This window comes from Halopelagius fulvigenes (genome assembly GCF_055398025.1).
Map to the genome: position 1 here is coordinate 75,450 of NZ_AP043845.1, position 17,751 is coordinate 93,200.

General features: G+C 64.7%; 17 protein-coding genes. 10 read left to right on the top strand and 7 right to left on the bottom strand.

Annotated elements, in window-relative coordinates; translation table 11 throughout:
• Positions 1–727 precede the first annotated feature (727 nt).
• Positions 728–1,180 carry a VOC family protein gene (locus tag ACZ522_RS03440; protein WP_379691950.1) on the bottom strand — a complete coding sequence of 151 codons (453 nt, stop codon included), beginning with the start codon at positions 1,178–1,180 and terminating at the stop codon, positions 728–730.
• A 538-nt stretch (positions 1,181–1,718) separates the two neighbouring features.
• Here ACZ522_RS03440 and ACZ522_RS03445 point away from each other — a divergent pair.
• Together ACZ522_RS03445 and ACZ522_RS03450 are read left to right on the top strand one after the other, a co-directional pair.
• Complete coding sequence (locus ACZ522_RS03445; protein WP_379691948.1) at positions 1,719–2,753, top strand: AI-2E family transporter; 1,035 nt, start codon at positions 1,719–1,721, stop codon at positions 2,751–2,753.
• A 96-nt stretch (positions 2,754–2,849) separates the two neighbouring features.
• Positions 2,850–3,611, top strand: coding sequence for a class I SAM-dependent DNA methyltransferase (locus ACZ522_RS03450; protein ID WP_379691947.1), 762 nt, complete (start codon positions 2,850–2,852; stop codon positions 3,609–3,611).
• A gap of 8 nt (positions 3,612–3,619) precedes the next feature.
• Here the strand turns inward: ACZ522_RS03450 and ACZ522_RS03455 are convergent, their stop codons facing one another.
• Complete coding sequence (locus ACZ522_RS03455) at positions 3,620–4,249, bottom strand: phosphoribosyltransferase (RefSeq protein ID WP_379691946.1); 630 nt, start codon at positions 4,247–4,249, stop codon at positions 3,620–3,622.
• Between the two features lie 114 nt (positions 4,250–4,363).
• Positions 4,364–6,640 (bottom strand): dienelactone hydrolase family protein, encoded by a 2,277-nt coding sequence (locus tag ACZ522_RS03460; RefSeq protein WP_379691945.1) that lies wholly within the window; start codon positions 6,638–6,640, stop codon positions 4,364–4,366.
• A gap of 384 nt (positions 6,641–7,024) precedes the next feature.
• Between ACZ522_RS03460 and ACZ522_RS03465 the strand changes: the two genes are divergently transcribed.
• From ACZ522_RS03465 to ACZ522_RS03475, 3 genes are read left to right on the top strand one after another with little or no spacing between them, the layout of a single operon-like run.
• Positions 7,025–7,354 carry an ArsR/SmtB family transcription factor gene (locus tag ACZ522_RS03465; protein WP_379691944.1) on the top strand — a complete coding sequence of 110 codons (330 nt, stop codon included), beginning with the start codon at positions 7,025–7,027 and terminating at the stop codon, positions 7,352–7,354.
• Positions 7,351–7,827 (top strand): SRPBCC family protein, encoded by a 477-nt coding sequence (locus ACZ522_RS03470; protein WP_379691942.1) that lies wholly within the window; start codon positions 7,351–7,353, stop codon positions 7,825–7,827. The genes ACZ522_RS03465 and ACZ522_RS03470 overlap by 4 nt, the downstream gene beginning before the upstream one ends.
• Positions 7,828–7,829: 2 nt before the next feature.
• Positions 7,830–8,228, top strand: a complete 399-nt coding sequence (locus tag ACZ522_RS03475; RefSeq protein WP_379691941.1) for a DUF1801 domain-containing protein — start codon at positions 7,830–7,832, stop codon at positions 8,226–8,228.
• Positions 8,229–8,628: 400 nt separating this feature from the next.
• Here ACZ522_RS03475 and ACZ522_RS03480 read toward each other — a convergent pair whose 3' ends face one another.
• Positions 8,629–9,090: a phosphopantetheine adenylyltransferase gene (locus tag ACZ522_RS03480; RefSeq protein ID WP_379691940.1), complete on the bottom strand. Its 462-nt coding sequence runs from the start codon at positions 9,088–9,090 to the stop codon at positions 8,629–8,631.
• A gap of 149 nt (positions 9,091–9,239) precedes the next feature.
• Between ACZ522_RS03480 and ACZ522_RS03485 the strand changes: the two genes are divergently transcribed.
• Complete coding sequence (locus ACZ522_RS03485) at positions 9,240–9,632, top strand: DUF2267 domain-containing protein (RefSeq protein WP_379691939.1); 393 nt, start codon at positions 9,240–9,242, stop codon at positions 9,630–9,632.
• 130 nt (positions 9,633–9,762) lie between these two features.
• Here ACZ522_RS03485 and ACZ522_RS03490 read toward each other — a convergent pair whose 3' ends face one another.
• A complete protein-coding gene (locus ACZ522_RS03490) occupies positions 9,763–10,533 on the bottom strand; it encodes an IclR family transcriptional regulator (RefSeq protein WP_379691938.1) in 771 nt (256 codons plus the stop codon).
• 113 nt (positions 10,534–10,646) lie between these two features.
• Between ACZ522_RS03490 and ACZ522_RS03495 the strand changes: the two genes are divergently transcribed.
• Positions 10,647–10,886, top strand: a complete 240-nt coding sequence (locus ACZ522_RS03495; protein ID WP_379691937.1) for a hypothetical protein — start codon at positions 10,647–10,649, stop codon at positions 10,884–10,886.
• Between the two features lie 227 nt (positions 10,887–11,113).
• On the opposite strand, the gene ACZ522_RS03500 is transcribed toward ACZ522_RS03495, so the two are convergent.
• On the bottom strand, positions 11,114–12,751 hold the full coding sequence (locus tag ACZ522_RS03500; RefSeq protein ID WP_379691936.1) for a BCCT family transporter: 1,638 nt from the start codon (positions 12,749–12,751) through the stop codon (positions 11,114–11,116).
• A 422-nt stretch (positions 12,752–13,173) separates the two neighbouring features.
• Between ACZ522_RS03500 and ACZ522_RS03505 the strand changes: the two genes are divergently transcribed.
• Positions 13,174–13,833 carry a hypothetical protein gene (locus tag ACZ522_RS03505; protein WP_379691935.1) on the top strand — a complete coding sequence of 220 codons (660 nt, stop codon included), beginning with the start codon at positions 13,174–13,176 and terminating at the stop codon, positions 13,831–13,833.
• Positions 13,834–13,973: 140 nt separating this feature from the next.
• Positions 13,974–14,360, top strand: a complete 387-nt coding sequence (locus ACZ522_RS03510) for a Rid family detoxifying hydrolase (RefSeq protein ID WP_379691933.1) — start codon at positions 13,974–13,976, stop codon at positions 14,358–14,360.
• Between the two features lie 114 nt (positions 14,361–14,474).
• On the opposite strand, the gene ACZ522_RS03515 is transcribed toward ACZ522_RS03510, so the two are convergent.
• The gene (locus ACZ522_RS03515) at positions 14,475–15,854 is read right to left on the bottom strand and encodes an aspartate aminotransferase family protein (RefSeq protein ID WP_379691932.1); all 1,380 of its coding nucleotides are present in this window, start codon (positions 15,852–15,854) and stop codon (positions 14,475–14,477) included.
• Between the two features lie 153 nt (positions 15,855–16,007).
• Between ACZ522_RS03515 and ACZ522_RS03520 the strand changes: the two genes are divergently transcribed.
• Positions 16,008–17,669, top strand: a complete 1,662-nt coding sequence (locus tag ACZ522_RS03520; RefSeq protein ID WP_379691931.1) for an aldehyde ferredoxin oxidoreductase family protein — start codon at positions 16,008–16,010, stop codon at positions 17,667–17,669.
• Positions 17,670–17,751 lie beyond the last annotated feature (82 nt).

The following is a 17,751-nucleotide window of genomic DNA, read 5'->3' on the forward strand; positions in this document are numbered from 1 at the left end:
ACACCACCGTTTCATCTAAAGCGCTGACTGTAATTGGGCGGGTACGTGGGTTGATCCCCCGAACGAGGCCCCGGATCGCGCTATTTCACTTGCAACGGTGGTGTCTGTTCGGTGGCGAGGTGACGGTTCTCGGCTTCGGTCTCGAATCCCGTTGGGCACCCTCTCGGGCTTTCACTTGCAGAAGTGGTGTGTCTGTGTGCCGATTCGTCGGGTGAATCCGTGGTGAATTTCCTCATAGAGGGCGACCGAGAACCCCCACCCCACCGCTTCGGGGCCGATCACTTGCAGCGGTGGTGTGTGTGTGTCGCCGCGCGCTTCACTTGAATCAGTGGTGTCCGACGTTCCGCAGGCGGACGAACGCGCTTCACGTGCAGTAGTGGTGTGGGGGAGGGCTCTCTTGAATCCCGAGACAGCGACAGGATTCAACGTTGAATCGTCCGGTTGTTGCTATAGACGGAGGCGACGAGGGCGAGTTCGTGGAACTGACGAACCGGCGTGGACGGTGATGGTTTCGCGGATCGGGCGCTTGATCGCTGCGTTGACCGACTCGACGAGGGCTCGCTGATTGTCGTGATCGGCGTCCAGGCTTAGCGTCGTGCGCGTGATCGGCGGCGTACAGCCGGATGTAGCCGAGGCAGGAGCCGCCGATGGCGCTGAGCGGGATCCACATCCGCGATATCGCCGCCGGCCGTGGCCAGATATGGACGTCGGAGAGCCGTACGGCCGCCTAGCTCGTTCCCTCGGAGGTGATCTGTTCGGTGAGCTCGACGATCAACCCTTCAGGACCGCGGATATAGCAGAGCCGATAGGTGTCCTCGTACTCACGGATCTCGCCGACCGTGTCGAAGTCTCTGTCTCGCAGTCCGTCGACGGTCGCGTCGAGGTCACCGACCGCGAGAGCGATGTGGCGGAAGCCCAGCCGGTTCGCCGGTAAGGGGTGCGCACTCTCGTTGTCAGCCGGCGCATGGAACTTGATGAGTTCTAGCTTGCCGCCGCCGTCCGGCGTCCGCACCATCACGATCTCCGCCCGGATGCCGTCGAGTCCGACGACCTCGTCCACCCACTCGCCCTCGACCAGCCCGCCGCCTTCGAGCTCGAATCCCAGATCGAGGAAGAAAGTAGCCGCAGCGTCAAGGTCGTCGACGACAACACCCACATGATCGAGGCGCGGAAACTGCATCTCGTACTTCCTTAGACGTTCGCTCTATTGAACCTTTAGCGGGCGTTTCAGTAATCCGACGAGACGAGACTAGCGAAGTGGGAAAACGGTGTAATGAGAAAGGACTCCTCCGCTTCGTCGAGCAGGTGGCAACGCTTGTTCGAACGCATTTTTGCCAATTCCGCGAACTCGTCCTCGTCGCCTCCGTTCACAACGTCGATCGGGCCATCGAGCGATGACCGTCAACTCGACGCTGTCTTGAGATTTAATAGAGCCGTGCGGGCGGAGTCGGAATCGCGAGGGCCTCCGTTCGCCTTCTCTCCCGACGAGTGCCCCCCCGCGAAGGCTCAAGAGATTTTGCAGAGGGGGTCGATTGACCACTCGTGCACCTGACCGCTGAACGTCGCGTCTGCGTCCGACGACGGGGGCGAAGAGGTCCGCCGCCGACGCCGTCGACTCTCGTCCGCCCGAGAACGCTCGTTCCGGACGAACGGTCCGACAGTCCGCGTCCCGCCGCGCGTTCGGGATTCGGACGGAAACGAACACGGAGGCTGTTGTCGTGATTCGCTCCGACATCGACGCGCGGAGCGTCTTCTTCGCCGTTCTGCTCGCCTTCTTCTCACTGCTCGTCGCCGCGATAATCAAGCCGTTCCTCTCGTATCTCCTCGCGGTGGTCCTCTTGGCGTTTCTCCTCTCCCCGCTTCAACGGCGACTCGAACCCCGCCTCGGCGAGCAGCTATCCGCCTTCGCTCTCGTCGCCGGGACGATAGGTGCGACGGCCCTCTCGGTGGCCGTGATGGTGATGGCGGTACCGACCGATCCGTCGAGAGTCACGCAGACGATAGAGAACGAACTCGCGCGCGGGCGGTTTCAGCGGCAGTTGGAGAGCGCTCTCGGCGTCGAGTTACCGCTTCAATCGTTCCTGGCGAACGCGCCGCGCCGCGTCGCGCAACTCCTCGTCGGCGACATCTCGAACATCGTCAGCGCGACGACGGACGTGTTCATCGGCGTCCTCCTCCTCGTCTTCTCGCTGTACTACCTGCTCAAGGACGGCGACCGACTCGTGACGTGGATAAAGCGGATGCTCCCGCTGAAGGTGGAGATAACGGAGGAACTCGCCGACGAGGCGTACGTCACCACGTGGGCCGTGCTGAAGGGGCACGTCCTCGTCGCCGTCGTGCAGGGCATCGTGGCGGGCGTGGGCCTGTTCGTCGTCGGCATCTCGAACGTCCTCTTTTGGACCGCGGTGATGATGTTCCTCGCTCTCCTCCCTATCGTCGGCGTCGCCGCGGTTCTCGGCCCCGCCGCCCTCTATCTGTTCCTCGACGGCCGCCTCTTCGCGACGGCGTTCTTGGTCGCCTACGGACTCACCGCCGTCGCCCTCGTCGATGATTACCTCCGGGCGTACGTCGTCGACAGGGAGTCGTCGCTCCACTCCGCGGTCATCCTCGTGGGCGTCTTCGGCGGCGTGTACGCCTTCGGCGTGATGGGCCTGTTCTACGGCCCGATAGTCATCGGCCTGTTCAAGCGACTCGTCCAACTGTTCAACGAGAACTACGTCGAGACGGCCGAGACGCGAACGCGGGCGGAGTGAGTCGCCGTCCCCCGACGGAGCAGTGTCGGAACGACAGAACGATTCGCACACCCGCAGAACGCTTACGCCGTCGCTCGGGGTCGTTCGACCGTACGGATGAATCTGTCCGCGGTCATCGACGACGTGAACGAGAACCCGCACCGCCGGCGAACGTTCTACGAGTACCCGGAACTGTACGAATTCTACCACTCGCAGGTTCTCGACCGAGAGGCGCAGGTCGGCCTACTGGAGCGATTCAGTCCCGAGGAGGTCACTCGAGTTCTCGAATTCGGGTGCGGAACCGGTCCCCTCCTCGCGCGCATCGAAGACGACTACGACGAGGTGTTCGGCGTCGATTCGAACGGGTCGATGCTCGAACTGGCAGAGGAGAAGGTCGAGAAGGCGACGCTTCGACGGGCGGACTTCACGGAGTGGTCCGCCGCCGACGAGGGCCGCGTCTTCGACGTCGCAGTTCTGATGGGTGGACTCCTCCACCTCACCGACGACCGGGACCTTGAATCATTCGCCGAGAACGCTCATGAGAGTCTTCGGGACGGGGGCACGTTCGTCACCTTCTTCGAACCGCTCTCGGACGACGTCGAGAACGGAAGCTGGAACGTTCGAACCGTCGAATCCGACCGATACACCGTGGAACGGCGCTCCGTCAGCGCACTCACCTCCGGAGAGGGCCACTACACGACCACGCACCTGTTCGTCATCGCCGACGAGAAACGGGGGACGGAGGCGCGCATGGGGACGGTGTTCCGGGGGCGGTTCCACGACCCGGAATCGCTCGAACGCGCGTTCTCGGCCGCCGGTTTCGAACGCGTCGAGGCCATCGACGGGGAGGGACCGACCGTCTTCCGCGCGGTGAAGTGACGGACGGGTCAGGCGTCGCGTTCGAGGTACGTCATCGCCTCCTCGTCGGACACCTGCCCGAACCGGTCGTAGAACTGCCCGACGGCGCGGAAGTTCGAGGGCGTCGCCAGACAGACCACCTCGTCGGCCTCCGATTCGAGTTCGCCGATGGTCCGCGGCGACCCGACGGGGACGGCGAGGACGACGCGCCGCGCGCCCGCCTCGCGGACGGTTCTGACGCAGGCCGTCGCGGTACCGCCGGTCGCGATGCCGTCGTCGGCTATCACCACCGTCTTCCCCTCCAACTCAGGACTCGGCCGGTCGCCGCGGTACCGGTCTGCTTTCTCTCGCGAGGCGCGTTCGACGGCGTCGCGCTCTGATTCGACGTACTCCCTGTCCACGCCGCCCGACTCGACGGCAGTGTCGTTCACCCAGAAGTGACCCTGACTGGAGACGGCCCCGACGGCGTACTCGGGGTTGTTCGGCGCGCCGATCTTCTTCGCGACGATGATGTCGAGTGGGACGCCGAGTTCGTCGGCGATGGGCCGCCCTATCGGCAGTCCGCCCCGCGGAACCGCGAGAACGACGTCCGCTTCGACCCCGCGTTCCGCGAGTTCCTCGGCCAGTCGCCGCCCGGCATCCGCTCTGTCTCGGAACATCTGTCTATCGAGTGACGTAGGCGCGGCGGCGACATAAGCGGCGTCCCCGTCGGTTCTCACAGCCGACTTGGTGACTTGCTGCACCGACGGGCGGTCGTAGCTCCCGCCTGGGCGCTACAACGTCACCGTCGTCTCGGTGTGCCCGGAGGGGACTTCGACCGTCTCCTCTTTCTGCTCCGTCGCGAGCGTGACTGTCGCGGCGTCGGTCGAATCGACGGTCAGCGTTATCGGTTCGGCCGGGTCGAGTCCCGCCTCTTTGACCCAGATGGTGGCTTCGCTCACCCGGTCGAGGTCGGCCGAGAGCGCGTTTCGCTTCGGCGGGTCCGACGTCGGCTCCGTCCACTCCGTCCCGTGCTTCGTGTGGGGCGCCGGTTCCGTCCCCTCGCGTTCGTAGTTCACCGCGACCGGCGGCGTCTCGCCGAACGCGTGCGAGCGAACGTCGACGCGTCCGTCGGCCGCGCCGTCCGCCACCCGGACGCCTGAGACCCAGTACGCGCCGTCGTGAACCAGGCCGAACTGCTCGGCGTCCTGCGCGGGGATCGGGCGGTAGACGACTCGAACCGGAGACTCCGGGACCGTCGACGTCCCGAGGAAGTCGCGGGCCGGGCCCCACTGGTCGCGGAACGCGAACGTGAAGTGGTCGTACCCAGGGAAGACGTCCAGTTCGTGCCGGTACTCCAACTCGCGCAGTCGCTGTTCGGTACTCGTGTAGACCGGAGCCGGGACGAGTTTGTCGTTCGAACCGTTCCACATCCGCACCGGGAGGTTGCGGAATCCGTCGAGGTACTTCGGGGTGCTCGCCTCGTACGTCTCCGATTCGAAAGCGCCCCCGGCGACGGCGAACGCGCGGGCGAACAGGTCCGGGTAGAGGCCGCCGAGGCGGAACGTCCCGAACGCGCCCATCGAGTATCCGCCGACGGTCACGCGGTCTTCGTCGACCGCGAACCGGCGGGCCGCGTCGTTCCACGCCTCGAACACGTCGAGTTCGGCCTCGTCGTGGTACCACCCGGCCGGACCGCGCCCCTCCGGCGTCAGGACCAACGAATCGCGCCGTTCGCCGAGTTGGCGGAGGAGGTTCGGACTGAGGACCGCGTACTCGCTGTACGTCGACCCGAGGGAGTGGAGGTGGAGGTGCAACGCCGTCGGGTCGCCGTCGTAACTCTCCGGTACGTACAGCCCGTACGGTTGGATGCGGCCGAGCAACACGTCGTCCTCGGCGTCCACCCCCGACCCGAGGTCGTACCGCGACGAGTACAGGCACGTGAGGAAGCCGGAGTCGGGGATTCGGCGGTCGGTGACGCGACTGTCTAGCTTTCCGAAGTCGACGTCCGCGTGCAACTCCGAGATGTCTCGCTCCGCGAGGGCTTTCGCCTGCGCGTGGTCGCGCCAGTGGCCGTAGCCGATGCCGCGCGAACCCGTCTCGGTCGTCTCCGCTACCTCGCCGGTCTCCCGATTCACGTTCGGCGCGCCGACCGGTTCGTCGAACCGGAAGCCGACGTTGAACACCGGTGGGGGGTTCTGGCCGTGGGCACCGCCCGGGTGCGTCGAGTCCGGCAGTTCTCGGACGGGGGTGAACCGCTCGTTCTCCCCGTCCCAGAGACCCACGACGAGGTAGTGCCGCCACGTGGCGTCCTTCGGCGGAGAGAGGGGGACGGTCACGTCTATCTGGTTCCGTTCGAGGTCCACCGACGACTCGACGGACTCGCCGTCGAGTTCCGCGCCCGACCCCCACGTCACGAGCGTGTGATCCAGGCCGAGTTCGCCGAGGGTTCCGATCCCGTACCCCCAGTCGTCGGTTCCGCCGGACTCCCCGGTGTCGATACCGACAGCGACGGCCGCGGCGTCCGGTTCGACCATCGTGTTGAGGGTGAACCGATACCGGAGTTTCCCCTCGTGGCGCGTCGCGCGGAACTCCACCAAGTCGGCCGCGTTGTGTCGGTAGGTCGCCTCGTCGGTCGGGTAGACGACGTCGCCCGTCATCGTCCCGTTCTCCCCGTAGGCGTCCTCGCTGTTCGGCGCTGGTTGCGGCGGTTCGGACGTGTTCGTCGTGTTGGCGCCGTAGTCGTCGTAGACGTAGTCCTGATAGAGGTACTCCCCTCTGACGTACGCCTCGGTGCCGGCGACGCGGAGCGGATCGGCCTTCCACGGGGGTTCGTTCTCGAACTGCGGCGCCGTCACCGGTTCGTCGTACAGGAGGGACGGACCGGGGTTCGGCGACCCGCCGTCCGCGGACCGAAAGCCGCTGTCGTCCTTCGCCGCCCGCGCCGGCGTCGAGGCGAGAGCGCCCGTTCCCGCGAGTGCGCCGAGGAGACCGACGTTCCGCAGGACCGTTCGACGGGAGTGTCTCTGTCCCTCGTCTCGCTCGCTCTCTCGGTCGTTATTATCTATCACGAAGAACAGTCTGTCCGACCGCGCACAAGGAGTTACTGCGCGGTCTCTCGTCGACGGAACGGTTGTCAATCTCTGCCGCACCCTCACGGTATCTGAACGTGGACCGCCCGATTCGGCACTCTGACTGCGTGCAAATCAGACGACGGAGAAATAAGATGTCAGAACGGTATCAGTCGTTGTAAATCCCGTACGCTACCACCGGTGCGGTTAACCGACCGGTGTAAACGAACAACAGAGTGTAGGCGATAGCGGGATCTAAAATATCAACTCGCTTGAAGGAGTTCGTCGGCAGATGGCCGGCGCTGAAAGAGATTGTCGATCAATCCATTACAGACATCGACCCGTTACGACACGCATATATACATCACATGCAATATATTATTCGTGGCTGAAACCGATGTTTTCGTGGCGCTGGCCGACCCGACGCGGCGTCGCCTCGTCGAGGTTATGCACGACGGCGAAAGCTCCGTCACCGAACTCGCCGAACACGTTGACATCGAACAGCCCGGCGTGTCTCGTCATCTCCGGATCCTCAAGGATGCGGGGTTCGTGAACGTCCGGGCCGATGGACGGCGTCGCATGTACTCGCTACGGCCGGAACCCTTCGAGGAGCTGGCCGAGTGGATGCGCCGCTACGCGCACGAGGAGGTCGATCGCGTCGAGCGGTTGGCCGCCTTCGTCGAGGATAGCCACGATCAGGAGGAACCCCGATGACCGAGGAAACACCCAACGTACGAGAAGTCTCCGAACGCGAATTCGTCGTCGAACGTACTATCCGGAGTACCCCGGAACGGATTTTCGAGGCGTACACCGAGCCAGAGTTCATCGCCCAATGGTGGGCGCACCCAGGCCAGTCCATGCACGTCGACGAAATGAACGTCCGGCCCGGTGGTGAGTGGCGCTTCGTTCACATCCTCGACGATGGCGAAGAGATGGTGATGCACGGTGAGTACCGGGAGGTCGATCCAGTGACGCGACTCAGCTACACGTACAACGTGGGTGAGGGTACCGACGAGGAGATCCTCGCCATCGTCGATCTCGAGGCCGTCGAGGCCGGGACCGATATCACGCTGACGTTCCGCTGTGCCTCGGAGGAGCAGCGTGAGGACATGCTCTCGTCCGGCGCCGCCCAGGGCGCGAAGGCCGCCTGGAAGCGCCTGGAAGACGCGCTGGGGGCGGAGGCCTGAGCATGGCTAGCGAAGACGAACCCAAGTCACCCTCCGAGGTGATCGACGCGAAAATCGAGGAGCTGTCCGATTGGCGGGGCAAGACGCTCTCCCGGATCCGCCGCCTCATCAAGGAGGCGGACCCCGACGTGGTCGAGGAGATCAAATGGCGGAAACCGTCGAACCCGCTGGGGATCCCCGTGTGGTCCCACGGCGGGACCATCTGCACCGGCGAGACCTACAAGGAGAAAGTGAAACTCACCTTCCCGCAAGGTCCCTCGCTCGAGGATCCGGCTGGACTCTTCAACGCCAGCCTCGATAGCGACACGAGGCGCGCCATCGATATCCACGAGGGAGACGAGATCGACGAGGAGGCCTTCAAGTCCCTCGTTCGCGACGCAGTGACCAAGAACGAGTCGTGAGCCGGCGGCTGGTACCGGCAGGCTACTTCGCCCTCTCCGCCACGGGCAGCGAGGTCTCTCCCGTGGTCTACCTCCCCCCGCCCCTCTTCGGTCTCGTTCTCACGGGCGGCGACCTCCTTGTGAGGCCTTGGATCCGTCGGCTCCGGGCGAACTGAACGCCACGAGCGTAGTAACAGTGAAACGACCCGGTCGAGGCCAGGCTCGGCGAACGGCTCGTGGCGACCTTCGATCGAACGACGGTGTATCGAATCAGACCACTCCCCCGAGTACGAGGACGATTATCAGGAGCGACACGACGATACCGAGTATCCCGGCCGCGAGTCCGAGGCGTCGCCTCCGGTCGTCGCTCATATCTCCGTTATCCACGTTCTCCGGGAAATAGGTTCGCCGACCGGCGTTCTCAGTCGAGGACGTTCCCGTGTTCGTCTATCTCGCCGCGGACGATGCGCGTCGAGGAGATGCGCTCGCCGTCGTCCGCGTAGACGTACGGGACGACGATAGCCAGAATCGGGTCCATCCCGCGTTCCCGCCGAACGTCGTTGATGGCTTCGACTTCGGGCACCGTCTCGGGGGAGACGATGAGGGCGTCCAGCGAGGGGTCCTCGGTGGCTATCCCGTGTTCGTCCGCGAGTCGTTCCACGCTCACGTCGCGCCCCCACTCGTCTACGTCGGCTATCTCCGCCCGCACGACGTCGGCCCGTCGGTCGTACGGCGGCACGGGGCGCGTCCGCTCCGCCCCCGCGAGTTCGTCGCTCGTGAGTGCGACCACGACGCCCTCGTCTCCGAGTTCGAGCGCTGCACGGAGGAGCGTTCGATGGCCGTCGTGAAGGGGTCCGAACGTCCCCGCAACTGCGACTCGCATGACCGAACGTTGGGTCCGGGCGGCCGTGTATCCTCCGGTCGTTCGCACGGGTGAAGATCACCGCGGACGACCCGTCTACCCCGAATATCGGGCTTTCTCCTCAGCGTTTATTGACTCTCGGGCGCTAGTTCAGCCGGGAGGCACACACCATGGACTACGACAGCTTCCTCGGTCAGGTGCAGAACGAACTCGAACTGAGCTCTACGGGCGAGGCGGCCCGAGCGACGCGTGCGGTCCTGACGACGCTCGGCGAACGCCTCGAAGAGGGCGAGGCGAGCGACCTCGCCGCACCGTTACCGATGGAGATAGACCGATTCCTCCTGGAAGCCGAGTCCGGGCAGCGATTCGACTACGACGAGTTCGTAGACCGGGTCGTCGAACGAGGGGGCGAGGACCGGTCGGAGGCGGCGTACCAGGCGCAGGCCGTCCTCGGCGTGGTGAGCGAGACGGCTCCGGAGGGTGAACTGGAGGAGGTCAAAGCGCAACTCCCGCCGGAGTACGAGGACCTGTTCGAAGTCGCCGAGCGAGCGACCGACGGCTGACAGTAACCGCCTTCCGGGTTCTCTCTGGACCGTCCTTCCGACCGTCGGTCGCTCGTCGGCCGCGTTCGCACCGTCGTGCGCTTTCGGCCGTACCGCGCCGTGTTCGTCGGTTCCGTCGGCAGTCGATTCCTCACTCCGAGTCCGCGGTGAGATGTCGCTCGAACTCGTCTACCTTCTCGGTCATGGCGTCCACGACGGTGCGTTCTCGCGATTCGTCGTACACGTACGTCGGCCCGCAGACGTTGATGGAGCCGCACACTTCGCCGAGAGGCGTCTTCACGGGCATGCTGACCGCCCACATCCCTTCTATCGCCTCCTCGAAGTTGGTCGCGTAGCCGCGTTCGCGCACTCGTTCGAGTTCGTCGAGGAACTCCTCCGTCGAGGTGATGGTGTGGTCCGTCTGCGCGGAGAGGCCCCACCGGTCGAGGATGTCGCGGACGCGGTGCTCAGGGTACTCGGCGAGAATCGCCTTCCCGGATGCCGTACTGTGGACGTGGAACAGTCGGCCATCTACGAGGTAAGAGGGCGTATCGGAGTACGTCGATTCGTCGTACAGCGAGACGACGCGGCCGTTCTCCTCGACGGTGAAGTCCACCTCCAACTGCGTCTCGTCGGCGAGTTCCGGGACGATGGCCTTCGCCACCCCGTACACTTCGTTGCGCTTGCGGGCGTAGTTCCCGAGGTGATAGAGCTTCAGCCCGACGTGGTAGGTGTCCCCCTCTCGGCTGACGTACCCGTACTTCGCGAGGGTCTTGAGGTGGTTGTGGACGGTGCTCTTCGCGAGTTCCGCCTCGTCCGCTAACTCCGCGAGCGTGGCGCCGTCGAGCTCCGTGATGAGTTCGACGAGTCGAAGCGAGATGTCGGTCGTCTGGAGCGTGTCCTCGGTACGGCGCGGCTTCATGTGGCAACCGTCGCGGCCGAACTACTTATCGCTATGTAGACCCCCCCTCCGGAAGCCATTCCGGAGAGCGGAACGAGTTTTTATACGGAATTCCACGCCTCCGTGTGATCCCCATGCCCGATCAGATACTGTTTACAAACAAACCATCTCTATTTATACACGAAAAATATAACTTAAATTTAGAACAGATGATGAAGAAAATCGAAAATAGGGGAATTAAGGGGTATATAAGAAATAAATGGATAAACCTATACACAAATATCGTTTGTGCTACTCACTTCCTCAACGATTATTCTGACGGATTTCCTGACTACCGTTACAGGATTAGGTCTGTAAGGGGATGCGGGTCGTGAAACGTCTGCACGGAGAGGAGGCGGAGAGAGCGCACGAAACGGGGGCCGATTCATTCGGCTCTCAGGAACGGCCGCGAACGCGAGGTTCGAAACTACGCCGGACCGCCGCGTCGAAACCGTGCGAACGTACTCCTATTCGGATGATTTCTTTGCAGGAGAACGGGGAACCGAGTTCGGTCGGCGACGAACGGTCACCGGGTCGTGCGGGGCGGGGGTACGGGGCGGCTTCAGTCGTCGTCGGACTCGACGTTCGCCCGGGCGACGGTCGATTCGTTCGACGTTCCACTACGTCCGAACAGAACCGTCTCGTCCTGGAGGATGACGCTCCCGTGGCGGTCGGTGAACGTCTTCACCAGACCGGCGACGGCGACGAGGCAGACGATGGCGAACGGCCCGCCGGTGACGATGGCGGCGGACTGAAGCGCCTCCACGCCGCCGATGACCATCAGTATCGACGCGACGACGCCCTGCAGGAGGCCCCAGAAGATTCGGTTGACGGCGGAGGGTTCCTCCTTCCCCCCGGTCGTCATCATCGAGACGGCCAGCGTCGAGGAGTCCGCCGAGGTGACGAAGAACGTCGTCACCAACACGAGGAAGCCGAAGAGCAGGAGGGTCCCGACGGGTATCGGGAGCCACGACACCTGAAGCGCCTGAAACAGGATGTAGCCCGACACCGCCTCGCCGTACTGCCCGACCGGTCCGAGGATGTCCACCGCACCGCGGTGTTGGAACACCGTCGCGGTGCCGCCGACGATGGCGAACCACGGGATAGTGGCCAGCGACGTCGCGACGATGCCGGTGAACGCCACCTCGCGGACGGAGCGTCCGCGGGAGATGCGGGCGATGAACAGGCCGGCGAACGGCGACCACGCGAGGGGCCACGCCCAGTAGAACACCGTCCACGCGTTCGACCACTCGCCGCCGCCAGCGAAGTGGGTGAACAGGCTCATCTTGAACCAGTCGCCGATGAGGCCGCCGGTCGCCTGCGTGCTGAGTTCGAGGACGCGAACCGTCGGACCGAGAATCAGCGTCGCGACCATGAGCACCGCGAATAGCCCCATGTTGAAGTTCGAGAGGCGACGGATGCCGCGGTCGACCCCGAGGACGAGAGACGCAGTGAAGAGGACGGTCATCCCGGTGATGACCGCTATCGTCCCGACGTCGCCGAGCTGGTACCCCCACTGGAACTCGATGCCGGTGAGGAACTGACTGCCGATGAAGCCGAGCGACGTGGCGACGCCGCCGAGGGTGGCGAACACCGCGAGGATGTCCACGAGTTTCCCGAGGGCGTTGTCCACGTTGTCCGCGCCGACGAACGGCGTCAGCACCGCCGACACGCGGAGGGGCGCACCGTGTGCGTGCGCGAAGTAGCCGATCCCGAGGCCCATGACCGTGAAGCAGGACCACTGCGTGATGCTCCAGTGGAACAGGCTGTACTGGACGGCGATGGGGATGGCCGCCTGCGACTTCGCGGCCACGTCGTACAACGGGGGCACCGACGAGTAGTGCATCAGCGCCTCCGTCGGTCCCCAGAAGACGATGCCCGCGGCCAGTCCCGCGGAGTATATCATCGCGAAGTACGAGACGTAACTGAACTCGGGCGACTCGTCGCCTAACTTGATCGACCCCCACGGCCCGAGGATGAGGAAGACGAGGAAGCCGACGAGAACGAGCATGACGATGAGGAACGCCCAGTTGAAGTGCGCGAGGACGAACTGGTTGACGCCCGAGACGACTTCGGCGGCCGCGTCCGGACGAACCGCGAACAGGCCGACGAAGAGCAGGGTGATACCCGCGCCGAAGCCGAAGATGGACGGCTCTATCTCCTCGAAGAACTCGCCGAGTGCGCCGTCGCTCTCACTCATCGTCTCTCCTCTCGGCAGTGCCGTCGGCGTTCGTCCGTTTCGTCGCGATACTACTCGGCCGGGCGTCGACGACGGCGGCTGCCGTCCGCTCTCGTCGGCTGCACCCGCTTCGAACCCGGTCGTACGCCTCGCCGCTGCTGTGTGCTAACATGGTCTCGTGAGTGGTAGCATCAAACACATCTCAGAACTCCGGGATAAAATTTGGGGTCGACTGACGAAACGCCCCCGAAACGGCGTCGCGTCCGACCGAAGTTCCCTCTCTACCGCGAGTTTTAAACGATATCTGTGTTCGGCTCCGATTCTCAGTCGTCGCCCCTCCCCACCAAGTACGGCGTTTTATACCGTTCGATTCGAGTCGTTCGGTCGAGACGACGTTTGAGGCCTCCGTAACCCTTAATTGAGGACGTACACGAGAAGTGTGTATGGAAGACGACCCACGGACGAACGGCGCGGACGCGGACGACGCTCTCGCCTACTCGGCGGACAGAGAACGCGGCATCCTCACCCCGAGCGACCGCGAGTTCCTCCTCGGACGGAAGACGGACTACACGGAGCACTCGAAGAAGCAGAAGCGAAACCGAATCCGCCGTCGCCTGCGGAACGCCATCCTCGATTTCACCATCCTCTTCGACCACCTCGAAGACCGCGACAGGGAGACGGTGTTCGACCCCGACGACGAGGCCCGCGAGGCGTACACGCGGGGTATCGTGGACATGCTCGGGTTCCTCCACCTCGGGACGATGGGCTACTACGTCCCGTTCAAGGACATGCTCGGACAGGGCGTCAACCGGGCCGAACAGAAACTCGCCGGGTCGGACTACCGCATGGTGACCGTCGACTTCAACGTCGACCCGGTCGGCCAAATCGACGTGGACGAGGTCGTAGACAAACTGGAGGCCGGGCACTTCGACGAGGTGACTGACGAGGAACTCCGCGCGTTCGTCCGCCTCATGACGGAGTCCGAGACGTTCTCGCCGTCAGAGATGCGGTCCGGCATGAAAGAACAGATGCCCGAGTTCGTGGACGCGGTGGCGAAAGCCACGGAGGCGCGCGACCGCCGCGTCGAAGACTTGGACGACTGACCGTCGTCGCGGCCCCTCGTTTTCGTTCTCCGTCGTTTCCCGATTTCTCGTCTCCGCCTCCACCCCCGAGAAACCGGTCTTCGCGTACGGCCACCGAATAACGTTTATTGCATCTCGGCGAGACGCTCCGCCCGCAACCTATGCCAGAGAAGACTGCCGTCTCCGCGTCCGGCGCGCCGCAGAACGACAACCCCTACTCGCAGGGCGTCCTCGCGGACGGACTCCTGTTCGTCTCCGGGTTCGGCCCGGTGGACCCCGAGACGGGCGAGGAAGTCGAGGGCGACGTGCGGGAACAGACGCACCGCGTGATGGAGAACCTCGCCGCCGTCGTGGAGGAGGCCGGCGGGTCCCTCGACGACGTCGTGAAGGCGACGGTGTACGTCACCGACATGGACGACTACGGGGCGGTCAACGAGGCGTACGCCGAACACGTCGGCGAGACGCCGCCCGCCCGCGTCTGCATCGAGGCGTCTCGCCTCCCCGACGACGTGCGCGTCGAGATAGACGCCGTCGCGAAGGTCGAATAACGCGCCGGGCGACCGGTCTCCCGAAGAGCGCCCCTCCTCGATCCGACGCGTCGAAGAGAGTTCGGGCGGGCGGCGGTTCGACGTTCGAGAGGCAGTACGAGAGTGGCCCGACGCTCAGACCGTCGATGTAGCCGTCGTGGCCTGCTCGATTGCGTCTTCGATGACATCGAGTGCGGTGTCCGCGAGTTCGCGAGTGAGGACGAGGGGCGGAAGCAGGCGCAGGATGTTGCCGTGGCGGCCGGCCTTCCAGACGAGGACGCCGTGCTCGAAGCAGTAGTCCTGAATCGCGTCGCCGATGTCGCCGTCCGGGTTCCCGTCTTCGTCCACGAACTCCGCGCCGATGAACAGGCCCTTCCCGCGAACGTCGGCGAGTTGCGGGTTGGACTCGCCCACCTCGCGCAAGCGCGTCCGGATGTGCTCGCCGAGTTCGCGGGCGTGCGCCAACAGGTCGTGTTCTTGGATGTACTCGATGGCTCGCGTTCCGGCGCGCATGCCGACGACGTGGCCGCGGTAGGTGCCCGCGTGGTCGCCCGACCCCCACGTGTCGAGGTCCTCGTGGTACATCGTCGCCGAGAGCGGGAACCCGGTTCCGCCGAGTGCCTTCGCGGAGGTCATCACGTCCGGCGACACGTCGTACCACTCGCTGGCCCACCACTCGCCGGTGCGCCCGAGTCCGCTCTGAATCTCGTCGAAGACGAGGGGGACGTCGTTGTCCGTCGCGATGTCGCGCAGTCCCTTCAGGAAGCCTTCGGGCGGGGCGACGACGCCGCCCTCGCCTTGGATGGGTTCGACGATGATGCCCGCGGGGTTCGCGAGGCCGCCGTAGGGGTCTTCGAGGATCTCCTGAACCTCCTCCAACGCGTGGTCCACCGCCTCCTCGGGCGTCTTCTCCATCCGGAACGGGTACGGGTACGGCGCGTGGACCACGTCGGGGAGAAGCGGCGTGTACGCCTCCTTGAACTTCTTGTTCGAGGTGACGCTCATCGCGCCGCTCGTCGCGCCGTGGTACGCGCCGCGGAAGGCCACGAGGCCGTCGCCGCCGGTGTTGTACTTCGAGAGTTTGATGGCCGCCTCGATCGCGTCGCTCCCCGTCGGGCCGCCGAAGACGGTTCGCATGTTCCCCTGGAGGCCCGAGGGCGCTATCTCGTCGAGTTTCTCGATGAGTTCGAGGCGCGCCTCCGTGGGGAAGTCGACCGTGTGGACGAACTTGTCCGCCTGTTCGTGGACCGCCTCGAGGACGTAGGGGTTCGAGTGGCCGACGTTGAGGACGCCGATCCCCGCGAACATGTCGATGAACGTGTTGCCGTCCACGTCGCGGACGGTCGCGCCCTTCCCCTCCTCGAACGCGATGGGGATATCCTCCGGGTACGCGACGGCGCTACTGTCGATTGCCTGCTGTTTCTCGATGAGAGCGCGCGACTTCGGACCCGGAACGGAGTCGACCGACGGCGCCTCGTCGTAGTGCAGTTCCGCTATCGGTGGTCCTCTTGCCATGTCCGTGCCAACGCGTAACTATCATAAATAAGTTGTCCACAGTTACCATATAGACTGTACACAGTTTCTGACATCAGTTCCCCGAGTCCGTTCGGCTGCTGCGAGGTTCGTCACCACAAATCATTAAGCCCCTCCGCGGGCAACCGCCGGGCAATGCTACACTCGAAAGGTCCGCTGGTCTCCGTCGACGTGGGAACGCGGGAGACGGAGCGTATCGACGTCACCGAGGTACTGGAGTCGTACATCGGCGGGCGGGGAGTCGCCACCAGACTCGCGCACGACCGCGTCCCGTTCGACGCGGATCCTCTCGGCCCGGAGAACCGACTCGTGTTCACGACGGGGCCGATGCAGGCGTCGACCATGAGCTTCACCGGTCGGATGAACGTCACCGGCGTCTCGCCCCTCACAGACGGCCTCCTCTCTTCGAACGCGGGCGGGTTCATGTCGCGGCACTTCGCCGACACCGGGAACGCCGCCGTGGAGTTCACCGGTCGGAGCGACGAACTCGTCGTCGTCCACGTGAGAGACGACGGCGTTCGGTTCGAGGAGGTGCCGAACCTCGAAGGTGGGACGGTGCCGGAGACGGTGGCGTACCTGGACGAGGCGCACGGCATCGGGGCCGACCAGACGGCCGTCGTCGGCCCCGCGGGCGAGAACGAGGTGCGCTTCGCCTCCATCATGACCTCGGAGGAACGCGCCTTCGGGCGCGGCGGACTCGGGGCCGTCCTCGGGTCGAAGAACGTCAAGGCCGTCACCTTCGAGGGCGACTCCGCGCCCGACATCGACGTTCCGGCCGGGCAGATGGAGATTCACCGCGAGGCGGCGACGGACGACCACGTCATGAAGGAACAGGGCACCGTCGCGGTGATGGACCTCGCGAACGAGGTGGACGGCCTCCCCTCGTACTACTTCTCAGAGCAGACGTTCGAGGGCGTCGAGGGCATCAACGGCGACGCCGTCGCCGAGAAGAAGTACAAGAAAGGCACCTGTTCGGCCTGCGCGTTCGCGTGTAAACTCCCGACGAAGGACGAGGAACGCGGCATCGAGACGGAGGGCCCGGAGTACGAGGTGGCGATGGCGTTCGGTTCGAACTCGGGCGTGGACGACATCGTGGACGTGATGAAGTCGAACCAACTCTGCGACGACTACGGACTCGACGCCATCTCGGCGGGCAACACCGTCGCCGCCTACCTCGCCGCCGAGGACGAGTTCGGCAACCGCGAACTCATCTGGGACCTCGTCGAGAAGATAGCCCACCGCGAGGGCGTCGGCGACACCCTCGCGGAGGGGATCGACCGCGTCCACGACGAACTCGGCGTCGAGAACTGGACGGTGAAGGGGATGGACTTCGCCGGCCACGAGGGGCGCGTCCTCAACGGGCAGGGCCTCTCGTACGCCGTCGCCAACCGCGGCGCGGACCACATGTACGCGACGTTCTACTCCGTCGAGTACCCCCTCGTCCCGCAGGAGCAGGCGGTGGACCCGAAGGGCACCGTCGGGAAGGCGGACGTCCTCGCGGAACGCGAGGACCTGATGGCCCTGAACGACAGCGGCGTCGTCTGCAAGTTCTCCCGCGACTACATGACCCCCGAACGCTACGAGATGCTGTTCGGCGCGGACTTCGAGGACCTCCTCGACGTGGGCGCGCGCACCGTCACGCTCGAACGCCACTTCAACAACCAACGCGGGTTCGACAGGGACGACGACAGACTCCCGTACGACCTGCCGGAGTTCGAGGCGGCCTTAGACGAGTACTACGAGGTGCGCGGGTGGACGGACGACGGCGTGGTTCCCGACGGGCGCGTCCCCGCCTGACCGACCGTCCCTCCCTTCTCGCCCCGGCGCTACACAGTATCCGTAATCATCGTACACAAACGTTAAATCGCTGTCAGCCGAA